Annotated in this window: 8 protein-coding genes; 2 read left to right on the top strand and 6 right to left on the bottom strand. The window is 64.6% G+C overall.

The features are described 5' to 3' along the window. On the top strand, positions 1-1,089 hold the full coding sequence (locus KRX51_RS00505; RefSeq protein ID WP_218361022.1) for an isocitrate/isopropylmalate family dehydrogenase: 1,089 nt from the start codon (positions 1-3) through the stop codon (positions 1,087-1,089). 116 nt (positions 1,090-1,205) lie between these two features. On the opposite strand, the gene KRX51_RS00500 is transcribed toward KRX51_RS00505, so the two are convergent. The 4 genes from KRX51_RS00500 to KRX51_RS00485 form a co-directional block, all read right to left on the bottom strand. Further along, on the bottom strand, positions 1,206-1,349 hold the full coding sequence (locus KRX51_RS00500) for a hypothetical protein (protein ID WP_218361021.1): 144 nt from the start codon (positions 1,347-1,349) through the stop codon (positions 1,206-1,208). Between the two features lie 65 nt (positions 1,350-1,414). Continuing rightward, a complete protein-coding gene (locus tag KRX51_RS00495) occupies positions 1,415-1,588 on the bottom strand; it encodes a hypothetical protein (protein ID WP_218361020.1) in 174 nt (57 codons plus the stop codon). 315 nt (positions 1,589-1,903) lie between these two features. Then, positions 1,904-2,710: a VOC family protein gene (locus tag KRX51_RS00490; RefSeq protein WP_218361019.1), complete on the bottom strand. Its 807-nt coding sequence runs from the start codon at positions 2,708-2,710 to the stop codon at positions 1,904-1,906. Continuing rightward, positions 2,710-3,003, bottom strand: a complete 294-nt coding sequence (locus tag KRX51_RS00485) for an RNA-binding S4 domain-containing protein (RefSeq protein WP_218361018.1) — start codon at positions 3,001-3,003, stop codon at positions 2,710-2,712. The genes KRX51_RS00490 and KRX51_RS00485 overlap by 1 nt, the downstream gene beginning before the upstream one ends. 585 nt (positions 3,004-3,588) lie before the next feature. Between KRX51_RS00485 and KRX51_RS00480 the strand changes: the two genes are divergently transcribed. After that, positions 3,589-5,715 carry a catalase gene (locus KRX51_RS00480; RefSeq protein ID WP_218361017.1) on the top strand — a complete coding sequence of 709 codons (2,127 nt, stop codon included), beginning with the start codon at positions 3,589-3,591 and terminating at the stop codon, positions 5,713-5,715. Between the two features lie 85 nt (positions 5,716-5,800). Here KRX51_RS00480 and KRX51_RS00475 read toward each other — a convergent pair whose 3' ends face one another. Continuing rightward, on the bottom strand, positions 5,801-7,396 hold the full coding sequence (locus KRX51_RS00475) for a glutamate synthase subunit beta (RefSeq protein ID WP_218361016.1): 1,596 nt from the start codon (positions 7,394-7,396) through the stop codon (positions 5,801-5,803). Then, a complete protein-coding gene (gene gltB / locus KRX51_RS00470) occupies positions 7,389-11,999 on the bottom strand; it encodes a glutamate synthase large subunit (RefSeq protein ID WP_218361015.1) in 4,611 nt (1,536 codons plus the stop codon). The genes KRX51_RS00475 and gltB overlap by 8 nt, the downstream gene beginning before the upstream one ends. Between the last annotated feature and the right edge of the window lie 208 nt (positions 12,000-12,207).

Raw genomic sequence — 12,207 nt, 5'->3', positions numbered from 1 at the left:
ATGACCGACCGCACCATTGCCATCCTCCCCGGAGACGGCATCGGGCCTGAGCTTGCCGACGCTTGCGCCCCCGTGCTTGCCGACGTATTCCCCGGCTGGCAACTCCAACCCGCCGAGATCGGCTGGCGGTGCTGGTGTTCCGGTGGTGACCCGGTGCCGGCGGCGACGTGGCGGGTGCTCGAGTCCGCCGACGCGGCGCTGCTGGTGGCGGTGACCTCCAAACCGGCCCGCGCCGCCGAAGCCGAGCTGGCCCCTGCGTTGCAGAACACCGGCCTGCGCTACCGCTCCCCCGTGTTGCAACTGCGCACCCGGCTGGATCTGCACGCCAATATCCGGCCCATCCGGCTTGCCGACGGCACCGTGGTGACCATTGCCCGCGAGAACACCGAAGGCCTCTACGCCCACGATCTTGCTGGTAGCGAGCTTGGCGACGAGCTGCGCGGCATTATCGGTTCTGACGTGACTGTGCAGCACAGTGCACCGGCTGATCTGGCCGTGGCGCTGCGCGTGACTACCCGATATGGCTGGGCGCGACTGCTGCGCACGGCCGCGTCGCTGACCACACGCGGTGAGGTCACCATCGCCGATAAGCCGAATATTCTGCAGTCCTCGGGTGAGGTCATTCTGGCCGCAGTCGACGATGTGGCCCCGGAGTTTCCCGAGGTGCGTTTCACCATGGCGAATGTGGATGTGGTGGCTATGAAGATGGTCACCGACCCTGGCGCCTATGACGTGATTGCCGCAGAAAATGTCTTTGGTGATGTGCTCTCAGACCTCGGCGCTGGCCTAATGGGCAGCCTGGGGTTGGCCGCAGCGGCGAATATCGGCGCTCAGCACGCTGTTTTCGAGCCGGTCCACGGCTCTGCGCCGGATATCGCCGGCCAGGGCGTGGCCAATCCAGCGGCTTTCCTAGAAGCCGCGGCAATGTGCGGCGACCACCTAGGTGACGCCTCCGAGGCCGCCCGCCTGCGTTCTGCTGTGGCGAAGGCCCTGGAGGACCCGTCGGCACGCACTCCCGACGTCGGCGGGCACGGCACCACCGAGACCTTTGTGGCGGCGGTGCGCTCCGCGCTTGGTAGCGCCCGGTAGGTCACGGAGCAGGAATATTCCGGTCGCCACGCTCAGTGCATGGCGTTGGGATTCGTCAATGGCGCAGCTGATTTGTCTTGCGCTGCTGCGTGGCCTGATCCTGGTTATTTACTCAATCACGGAAGCCAGCGCACGTTCTTGCCGCGACTCGGCCCATCCGGATCCTTGCGCAGGGTGCCGCGTTTGCTCAGTGCACGGAGAATATCGGAGACCTCACGGGGATCGGCGCCAGTAGCCTCGACGATGTCACTGTTGCGCACAAAACCGTCAGAGTACAGCCGCTCCCGGATGCGGTCCTCCAGGGAAATACTACTGGGCTGCGTTGTTACCGCCGCCCCCATGAGGTTGCGGACATCGTCGGTAAGCGTCCAATCATCGCCACGTTGATAGAGCGATCCACGGACCAGTCACGATGCACCAGTGCATTCGTCAGCACCTCATCAACAGCCTGACTCGGGAAAGCCTGGATGCGATCCTCCTGGCCATCACCGAGATCCACAGTTGCTACCGACGTCGACAGGCGCCGGGGATTGCTGTGTATAGACCGCGGGTTTTCTAATCACAAGCCTTCGCACCACCCCACACGGCATCTAGGGCGGCGGTGACCTCCGGCGGAAGCGCTATCGACTCGCTTTCAGCATCATCGCCCGAGTAAGTTTCCGCACGACTTAAGCGGAAACTTGATGGAAACTGGAACAGCTTCGCACGGGCACCATAGACAAGGATTAACGATAAAACGCCAGTTCAAAGGTGTTTTTCGCAAGTTTCCGAAGTTTCCGCAAGTTTCCGACAACCTACGGAAACTAGGCAGAAACTACATCCCGAACTGGGAGAGGTCGATGCCTTCCAGCGGGTCGGATTCGCGGATGTCCTCCGGCGGCGGGGGCGGCACCTCGCACAGGATGGTGGTGGCACCGACGGAGTCGACCACCGTCGCCATCGGGCCGAACTCGGTATCGGCTGGCGGTACGGCAACCTCGCCGCCGTTTTTCTTGGTGGTCTTCACCGCGGCGTTGATATCCAGTACACCGAAGTAGGCCACCCACCCGGACCAGGCCGACACCGTGCCGGTGGAGATTCCGGCAAAAGCTGCGCCGTCGTGCATGGCGATGGCCACGCCCTCGTCGGCGGTGCGCTGCTGGATGGCGATATTCCACCCGAACAACTCGTGGTAGAAATTCACCGCTTCGTCGAATTTCTCGCCGGCAATGAGCTCGAACCACACGGGCGCACCAGGCTCACCAGCGGCGAAGAAGGACTGCTGGCCGGGTTGGCGCAGCAGGCCAACCAGCGCGCCGGTGGGGTCCTCGAATACGGCCATATGGGAGCCGTCGGCAAGCTCCTGGGGTTCGTGGAGCACCTTGGCCCCCAGGTCGCGGGCGCGGGTGAGGGTGTCGGCGACGTCGTCGGCGTGGAAGCACACCCGCCACCGGTTGTCCTCGCTGGAGTCGAGCACTGCGGAAATCGGCAGGCCCTCCAGGGTCGACATGGTGCGGCCCTCGGTGGAGTCCTGGTACGACCAGCCGAAAAGGTACTGGTAGAAATCGCGGGCGCTGCCGGGGTTGGTGGTGAGCAGGTCGGCGCGCAGCGGCATGCCGTCAACGGCGGGGAAAGCGGGCATTACATATTCCTCCACTTTTCGTAGTCGAAGTCATCGTCGGCGGTGGCTTCGTCGAAGTAGTCGTCATCGTCGTCGGTGGCCTCGGCGACGCGGGCGGACATTGTCCCGGCGCTGACCACGTCCCCGGGGCGCAGTACGCGGCCGCGGCGGGTGTCGACCTCGCCGTTGACGCTCACTTCGCCGTCAACAATGAGGCCTTTGGCCAGGCCGCCGGTGTCGGCGAGTCCGGCGAGTTTCACGAACTGGCCAAGGCGGATGGTCTCATCGCGGATGGCAACGTCATAGGGCTCCATGGTGGTCAAGTGTCCCACATCGCGGGCGCGCCAGCCCGCGCTCCCCTCCCTCCCCACTCCCCGCTGCGCCGCTGCCACCGCCCCGCCCCCGCGCGCAGATCCGTACCGTTTGCGCAAACCCGTACGGAATTTCGCACGGATCTGCGCAATTCGTACGGATCTGCATCGGCGCACCCCTCCCCCACAGCTTTCCGACGCCGACGCCGCCGCACTCACCCCACCGCCGACGCCACGACCGCGCCCAGCCACCCCACTGCCCGCCCGCGCACCGGCCACCCCACAATTCGCCGCATCCAGCCCCCTCGTCCCGGCCCCTGCCACCGCCCCCGCGCACAGATCCGTACCTTTTGCGCAAACCCGTACGGAATTTCGCACGGATCTGCACAATTCGTACGGATCTAGCCCACAAGCCCCCACGAGCCCCCGCAACACCAAGCCCTCCCCGACACTCACGCCCCGCCGCCCCAGCACCACATCCGGGTAGACTTTCGAGTGCACCGTGTTCACCATTGCTGCTGGCCAGCCCCCAGCCCCAATTCCGATGCGGTGTGCACGCTATTTCAACCCCCACCTGGAGGTTCACCCATGTCCCAGCCCAACGACAATCTTCCCGGAAACCCGGCCCCGCACACTCCGTCCTACGAGGAGCCAACCACCCCGCGCGAGCCACTGCCGGCCCACGACGACCAGCCCGGCCCCACCGCCGTCTCCCCGACTGGCGCTCGCCAGCCCGACGGCGTCACCGAAAACCGCCACCAGCAGGGTGCGTACGTCACCACCGCCCAGGGTGTGCGCCAGTCCCAGACTGACCACTCACTGCGCGCCGGTGATCGTGGCCCGACGCTGCTGCAGGACCAGCACCTGCGCGAGAAGTTGCAGCATTTCGACCGTGAGCGCATTCCGGAGCGGGTGGTGCATGCCCGTGGCGCCGGTGCGCATGGTGTGTTCACTGCCAATGGCCGCGCCGAGGGCATCACTCGCGCTGCGTTTTTGAAGAAGGACGCCCAGACCCCGGTTTTCGTGCGTTTTTCCACCGTGGCCGGTTTCCGCGGTTCCATCGACACTGCCCGTGACACTCGTGGTTTCGCGGTGAAGTTCTACACCGATGAGGGCAATTACGACCTGGTGGGCAATAACCTGCCGGTGTTCTTCATCCAGGACGGCATTAAGTTCCCGGATGTTGTGCATTCAGTGAAGCCGCATATGGATCGCGAGATTCCGCAGGCGCAGTCGGCGCATGATTCGTTTTGGGATTTCGTGTCGCTGCACACTGAGGCCACGTTCCACACGTTGTTCAATATGACCGACCGTGGCATTCCGCGTTCGTACCGGATGATGGAAGGCTTCGGCGTTCACACGTTCCGCCTGGTCAATGAGGCTGGTGAGACGTCTCTGGTGAAGTTCCATTGGAAGCCGCGTTTGGGCGTGCATTCGATGGTGTGGGAGGAGGCTGTGCTTTCCGGTGGTGCTGACCCGGATTTGCATCGCCGTGATCTTGCCGACGCTATTGAGGCCGGCGCTTACCCGGAGTGGGATTTGGGTGTGCAGGTCATGCCGGATACTCCGGATGAGACGTTTGAGGGCATTGACCTGCTGGATCCGACGAAGTTGGTTCCCGAGGAGCTGTGCCCGGTGGAGATCATTGGCACGATGAAGCTCACTGGCAATCCGACGAATTATTTCGCGGAGACTGAGCAGGTCGCATTCGCCCCGGGCAACCTTGTCCCGGGCATCGAGGCCACAAACGATGCGCTGCTGCAGGCTCGCCTGTTCAGCTACACGGATACGCATTTCCACCGTCTGGGTGGCCCGAATTTCGCCCAGTTGCCGATTAATCGCCCGCATGCGCCGGTGAATGATATGCAGCGCGATGGTTTTGGCCAGCAGGCTTTGCATTCTGGGACGTCGGCGTATCACCCGAATAGTGTCGATGGTGGTTGCCCGTTCCATGCGGATCCGCAGGCAGCGGCCGGTTGGCTGGAGGTCCCGAAGCAGGTTGCTGGGGAGAAGACTCGTACTAAGCCGGCGAGCTTCGAGGATCATTTCACGCAGCCGCGTCTGCTGTGGTTGTCGCTGACTGATATTGAGCGTCAGCACGTCACGGATGCGTACACCTTCGAGTTGGCGAAGTGCTATAGCGAGGTTATTCGCAAGCGTGTGGTCCAGGAGGTGCTGGCCCATATTGATTCTCAGCTTGCCGACGATGTCGCCGCTGGTCTTGGTTTGCCGAAGCCGGAGAAGGTTGCCTTGCCGGATCCGGAGCCGTCGGCTGCGTTGTCTCAGATTGGTGGCAGGTTCCCGCTTGATGGCCGCCAGGTCGCCATTTTTGTTGATGAGTCGGCGGCCGAGGCCGATCTCGCCGCTGCTATTAAGACTGTTGACGAGGCCGGGATGGTGCCGTTGGTGCTGGCCGCTACTGGTGGCAGTGTTGCTGGTGCGACGGTGAATCGTGCGTTGCATGCGGTGCGGTCGATTGAGTTCGATGCCGCCATCATTGCTGCTGATTCGCAGGCCCCGGAGGCGCGCATTCTCGTTGATGAGATGTTCCGTCACCTCAAGGCGATTGCTTTTGTTGGTGCTGGCGCGGAGCTGGTGGGGCGTGCTGCTGATGTTTCTGCCCCGGGCGTGATTGCTGCGGATAGTGTGCAGCAGGCTGCTGTTGAGCTTGCCGACGTTATGCCGGGCCACCGGGTGTGGGATCGCGCCCGCTAAACGCTGACAGTGCCCCCGCCTGCCCTGGGGCGCGCGCGAAACACCCCCGATACCGCGAGGTACCGGGGGTGTTGTGGTGTCTGGGTTAGACGCTGATGGGGTTGTCGGCGGGTTCGACTGCGCGCGGCAGGTTGGACTCGCCCATGAGTAAGCGGTCGACGGATTCAGCGCAGGCGCGGCCTTCGGCGATAGCCCACACGATGAGTGAGGCACCGCGGCCGTTATCGCCGGCGATGTAGACCGGGCCGTCGAATTGTGGCAGTCCGACGGTGTTGCCGGGCCGGGCGTTGTTGAGGTTGGTGTCGCCGACGGGGCGGTCGTTGGCGTCGAGGGCGCGGTAGTCCTCGTCGCGCTTGAAGCGGCCGCGTTCGTCGAAGCCGATGCCGAGTTCTTTGGCCAGGCCGGCGCGGTCGGCGCCGGTGAAGCCTAGAGCGATGAGCACCAGGTCGGCTTCGAGTTCGAAGTCGGTGTCTTCGACGGGTACGCGGCGGCCGTCGACGACCTTGACCTCGTTGGCGGATAGGCCGGTGACGTGGCCGTCTTTGCCGTGGAAGGCCACGGTGTTGGCGTTGAAGAGGCGGTTGCCCAGGGTCTTGCCGACGGTGCGGGATTTCAGGCCCAGCGCCTCAACCTGCTCTGGGGTTTCCTCACCGGTGAGGGTGTATTCGCCTTCTTCGTGCGCGGTGGCGACCTTCCATACCAGTGGCTGCATGGGCCACGGGGTGGAGGCGGCGCGTTGCCGTGGGGCGCGGGGGCGGATGTCGAGCTGGGTGACGCTGGTTGCGCCTTGGCGCAGGGCGGTGCCGAAGCAGTCGATGCCGGTGTCGCCGCCACCGATGACGACGACGCGCTTGCCGCGGGCGTCGATTTCGGGGCGCTCGGAGTCGCCGGCGACGACCCGGTTGGCCTGGGGTAGGTACTCCATGGCCTGGTAGACGCCTTCGAGGTCGCGGCCGTCGACGGGCAGGTCACGTGGCTGGGGGGAGCCGGTGGCTAGTACGACGGCGTTGAATTCGGCCAGGCGGGCGGAGTTCGGGGAGACGCCGGTGATGAATTTCACGCCTTCGCCGCGCATCTGCTCGAGTCGCCGGTCGAGGTACTGGGCTTCCATTTTGTAGTCCGGCACGCCGTAGCGCATGAGGCCGCCGAGGCGGTCATCCCGTTCGAAGACGGTGACGCTGTGGCCGGCTCGGGCCAGCTGTTGGGCGGCGGCCAGGCCGGCTGGCCCGGAGCCTACGACGGCTACGGACTGGCCGGTATCGAAGCTGGCCGGGATGGGCTGCACCCAGCCTTTTTCGAACCCGCGCTCGGCGATGGCGAGTTCGACGTTCTTAATGGTGACGGCGTCGTCGTTAATGCCGAGCACGCAGGCGCCTTCGCAGGGTGCGGGGCATAGCCGGCCGGTCCATTCGGGGAAGTTATTCGTCGCGTGGAGGCGGTCGAAAGCTTCCTTCCAGCGTCCTTGGCGCACCAGGTCATTCCACTCGGGGATGATATTGCCCAGCGGGCAGCCGGAGTGGCAGAACGGAACGCCGCAGTCCATGCAGCGTGAGGCCTGGCGTTCGATCTGGCCCTCGGGCGCGGCTTCATAGATTTCGCGCGAGTCCATCAACCGCAGCGGAACCGGGCGGTGTGCGGGTTCTTCGCGGTTGTACTTCATAAATCCACGGGGGTCAGCCATTGTTCACGGCCTCCATAATTGCTTCGTTGACGTCGAGGTTGTCGGCCTTGGCGAGCTCGATGACTTTCAAGACGCGGGCGTAGTCGCGCGGCATGACTTTCTTCAGCTGCGCGGCGTTGATGGTGGTGGTTGAGCCGGTGAGGCTGCGGTGGCGTTCGATGACGTTTTGCAGCCATTCGCGTTCTTCGGCGTCAGGCTCGCAGATATCGACCAGTTCAGGGTTGACCTGGTTGGCGAGGTTGCCGTCGTCGAGCAGGTAGGCGATACCGCCGGACATGCCGGCACCGAAGTTGCGGCCGACGGGGCCGAGCACGACGACGCGGCCGCCGGTCATGTATTCACAACCGTGGTTGCCGATGCCTTCGACCACGGCGAGGGCACCGGAGTTACGCACGCAGAAGCGCTCACCGACGCGGCCGGCGATGAATAGTTCACCGCTGGTGGCGCCGAAGCCGAGCACATTGCCGGCGATGATGTCTTCGGCAACATTGGCCGTCGGCGGGGCGCTGCGGGGCGGGCGTACCACGATGTGACCGCCGGAGAGGCCCTTGCCGACGAAGTCGTTGGCATCGCCTTCCAGGGTCATGGTGATACCGCGCGGCACGAAGGCACCGAAGGAGTTACCTGCCGAGCCGTTGAGCGCAATATTGATGGTGTTGTCGGGCAGGCCGTCGGCGCCGGTGGCGCGGGTGACTTCGTGGCCCAGGCGGGTGCCGACGGCACGGTCGACGTTGGAGATCTGGTGCTTCAGGTACACCGATTCCGGCTTTTCGCCGGTCGCGGCTGCGGCCAGGGTCGGGCCGACCTCGGCGAGGATGGTTTCGTCGAGAGTGCCGGCCAGGCCAGCGTCTTGTTGCTTGGTGCAGCGCACGTCCTGGTCCGGGAAGAACGGGGATTCGGCGCGGGCCAGGATGCGGTCCAGGTTGAGTTTGGCAGCGCGCGGCAGGTTGTCGAGGTCCTTGCGCGGGCGCAGGCATTCGACATGTCCGACGGCCTCGTCGATGGAGCGGAAGCCCAGTTCGGCGAGGTATTCGCGGATTTCTTCAGCGATGAAGGTGAAGAAGTTCACGACGTGTTCGGCGCGGCCGGTGTACTTCTTGCGCAGCGTCGGGTTTTGCGTGGCGATGCCGACGGGGCAGGTGTCCAGGTGGCAGACGCGCATCATGATGCAGCCCTCGACGACGAGCGGGGCGGTGGCGAAGCCGTACTCTTCAGCACCGAGCAGCATGGCGACGACGACGTCGCGGCCGGTTTTGAGCTGGCCATCGCACTGCACGCGGATGCGGTCACGCAGACCATTGCGCATCAGCGTCTGCTGGGTTTCGGACAGGCCGAGTTCCCAGGGGCCGCCGGCGTGCTTGAGGGAGGTCAGCGGGGAAGCGCCGGTGCCGCCGTCGTGGCCGGAGATGAGCACCACGTCGGCATGCGCCTTGGAGACACCAGCGGCGACGGTGCCCACGCCCTGCTCTGCGACGAGCTTGACGTGGATGCGCGCGCCCGGGTTGGAGCTCTTCAGGTCGAAGATGAGTTGGGCGAGGTCCTCAATGGAGTAGATGTCGTGGTGCGGCGGCGGGGAAATCAGGCCGACGCCCGGGGTGGTGATGCGCACCTCAGCGACCCACGGGTAGACCTTGTGCGGCGGCAGCTGGCCGCCTTCACCGGGCTTGGCGCCCTGGGCCATCTTGATCTGGATATCGGTGCAGTTGGTCAGGTAGTGGCTGGTCACACCGAAACGACCGGAGGCGACCTGCTTGATCGCCGAGCGGCGCCAGTCACCATTAGCGTCCGGTTCGAAGCGGGCAGCATCCTCGCCGCCCTCACCGGAATTCGACATTGCGCCCAGGCGGTTCATGGCGATGGCCAGGGTTTCGTGGGCCTCGGCGGAGATGGAGCCGTAGCTCATCGCGCCGGTGGAGAACCGCTTGACGATGGCGGAGACCGGCTCGACCTCATCGATCGGGATCGAGGGGCGGTCGGATGTCAGCTCGAATAGGCCACGCAGGGTCGCCAGTCGCTTGGACTGGTCATCGACCTTCTTGGTGTAGTCGCGGAAGACCGCGTACTGGCCGGTGCGGGTGGCGTGCTGGAGGGTGAAGATGGTCTCCGGGTTGAATAAGTGGTACTCGCCTTCGCGGCGCCACTTATATTCACCACCCAGGTCGAGTTCACGGTGCGCCTGCTCCTCCGGCCGGGGCAGGAAGGCACTGCGGTGGCGCGCTTCGACGTCGGCGGCGATCTCGTCGAGACCGATACCTTCCAGCGGGCTGAAGGTGCCCGGGAAGTACTCGTCGAGGAAGTCCTGCTCCAAGCCGATAACGTCGGCAAGCTGAGCGCCACGGTAGGACTGCACCGCGGCGATACCCATCTTGGACATCACCTTAAGCACGCCCTTGGCGGCGGCCTTGCAGTAGTTATGGCAGGCCTGGTCGAGGGTGAGGTCGCCGAGCTGGTTTTTCATGCGCAGCTCGTCGATGGTCTCAAAGGCCATATAGGGGTTGATGGCGTCGGCGCCGAAGCTAATCAGCATCGCCATGTGGTGGACCTCGCGGGCGTCACCGGACTCAATAATGAGCGAGGCACGCGAACGGGTCTTTTCCTCCACCAGGTGGTGGTGCACCGCAGAGGCCAGCAATAACGACGGGATCGGGGCGTTGTACTCGTCGGACTCGCGGTCAGACAACACAATGATCGACGCGCCACGGTCGATGGCCTCAGAGACCTCACGACGCACGCGGCGAATAGCGTTGCGCAGGCCACGGCCACCCTTAGCCACCGGGTACAGGCCAGAAATGACCGTTGCGGAGAAATCGGAGTACTCGGAGTGGCTGCCGAGTTCAGTCAGGGTAACCAGGTCGTGGTTATCCAGGATGGGGTGCTGCAGGCGAATCCGGCGGGCAGCGTCGGCGGTGGGGTTGAGCACGTCGGCCTCAGCCCCAAGCAGGGTATAAAGGCTGGTCACGGAGTGCTCGCGGATAGAGTCCAGCGGCGGGTTGGTGACCTGGGCGAAGCGCTGCGCGAAGTAGTCGAACAACATCCGGGGGCGGCTGGACAGGGCCGCAATCGGGGTGTCGGAGCCCATCGAGCCGATCGCCTCAGCGCCGGTGAGCGCCATCGGGCGGATGATGATGTCCACGTCTTCTTCAGTGATGCCGAAGACACGCTGGCGCAACACCGCGCGGCGGTGCGGCATATAGGTGTACTTGCGCTGCGGCAAGTTGTCCATGTCCACCAGGCTGCCTTCTACCCATTCGCGGTAAGGGCCGGTGGCGGCGATATCCCGCTTAATTTCGGCGTCATCAATAATGCGGCCGGCGGAGGTATCCACTAAGAACATGCGGCCGGGCTCGACACGGGTGCGCTGCACAATATGCTCCGGGGCAATATCGAGCACACCGGCCTCGGAGGCCATGATGACCAGGCCTTCGTCGGTGACCCAGATGCGGCCCGGGCGCAGACCATTGCGGTCCAGCACGGCGCCAATAACAGTGCCGTCGGTAAAGGCCACGGCGGCGGGGCCATCCCACGGTTCCATGAGGCAGGAGTGGTACTCGTAAAACGCGCGGACGTCGGGGTCGAGATCGTCGTCGTGCTCCCAGGCCTGCGGGATCATCATCATCATGGCGTGCGGCAGGGAGCGGCCACCTAGGTGCAGCAGCTCGAGGGCCTCGTCGAAACGGGCGGTGTCGGAGCCGTCGGGGTCACATACCGGCAGGGCGCGGTCGATGGAACCCAGCGCTTCGGAGCGGATGAAGGACTCGCGGGCGTTCATCCAGTTTCCGTTGCCGCGCACCGTGTTGATTTCGCCGTTGTGGGCGACCATGCGGTGCGGGTGGGCCAGCGGCCAGGAGGGGAACGTATTCGTCGAGAACCGGGAGTGGACCACCGCCAGCGCGCTGGTCAGCTCCGGGGACTGCAGGTCGAGGAAGAATTTCTCCAACTGCGGAGTGGTCAACATGCCCTTGTAGACCATGGTGCGGCTGGATAGCGACGGGAAGTACACGGTGTCGCTACCTGCGCCTTCGCCGGCGCCGCGTTCGCCGAGCTCACGCTCGCAGCGCTTGCGGACGAACCAGACCTTACGGTCGAGTTCCAGCCCGGAGAGCTGGTTGCCTTCGTGGTCACGGGCGGTGACGAAGAGCTGCTTGATGACGGGCATGGCGGCCCGGGCCATGGAGCCCAGGGAGGAGGCGTCGACGGGCACATCGCGCCAGGCGATGAGGTCGACGCCTTCTTCGGCACAGATATCTTCGACGGCGCGGATGGCATCGAGGGTGGCCATGCGGGCCTGCGGCAGGAAGCACAGGCCGGTGGCGTAGGCGCCGGGCTTGGGTAGCTGCACGCCGGTGCGGGAGAGTTCAGCGCGGCAGAAGGTGTCGGGCAGCTGAATGAGGATGCCGGCACCGTCGCCGGTGTTTTTCTCGGCGCCGGCGGCGCCACGGTGGTCGATATTGACGAGAGCCTGAATGGCCTTATCCACAATGTCGCGGCTGGCGCGGCCAAGAGTGTCGGCGATAAAAGCGACGCCGCAGGAGTCATGCTCGTGGGCGGGGTTGTAGAGGTCGCGCGAGGGTGAAGTCGCCTGTGGGCTCGTGTGGGAGGACATAGCGGGCCCCTATCCTGTTTTGGGCCCACACCGACCCTGATGCGGCGAGGTGCCTTGGTGTGGCAGCTCGCTGACCGGTTCGAAGTGGGCGCTTTGTACTGATTAAGTCCTACATTCGCCTACGACGAGCCCGGTAGCGAAACAAGTGCAACCTCATTTCCCCAGGTCAGCATTCAGGTGTGATGTATAGCACAACTGTGGTGTGGCA

This window comes from Corynebacterium sp. TAE3-ERU12 (assembly GCF_019209905.1).
Lineage (GTDB): Bacteria > Actinomycetota > Actinomycetes > Mycobacteriales > Mycobacteriaceae > Corynebacterium.
This window is presented reverse-complemented; position numbering and strand designations above follow the sequence as displayed.

Excerpts from the sequence above, each read along its gene's own strand:
- gltB (WP_218361015.1), bottom strand. The coding sequence starts at position 11,999 with ATGTCCTCCCACACGAGCCCACAGGCGACTTCACCCTCGCGCGACCTC.
- KRX51_RS00505 (WP_218361022.1), top strand. The coding sequence starts at position 1 with ATGACCGACCGCACCATTGCCATCCTCCCCGGAGACGGCATCGGGCCT.
- KRX51_RS00490 (WP_218361019.1), bottom strand. The coding sequence starts at position 2,710 with ATGCCCGCTTTCCCCGCCGTTGACGGCATGCCGCTGCGCGCCGACCTG.
- KRX51_RS00475 (WP_218361016.1), bottom strand. The coding sequence starts at position 7,396 with ATGGCTGACCCCCGTGGATTTATGAAGTACAACCGCGAAGAACCCGCA.
- KRX51_RS00480 (WP_218361017.1), top strand. The coding sequence starts at position 3,589 with ATGTCCCAGCCCAACGACAATCTTCCCGGAAACCCGGCCCCGCACACT.
- KRX51_RS00485 (WP_218361018.1), bottom strand. The coding sequence starts at position 3,003 with ATGGAGCCCTATGACGTTGCCATCCGCGATGAGACCATCCGCCTTGGC.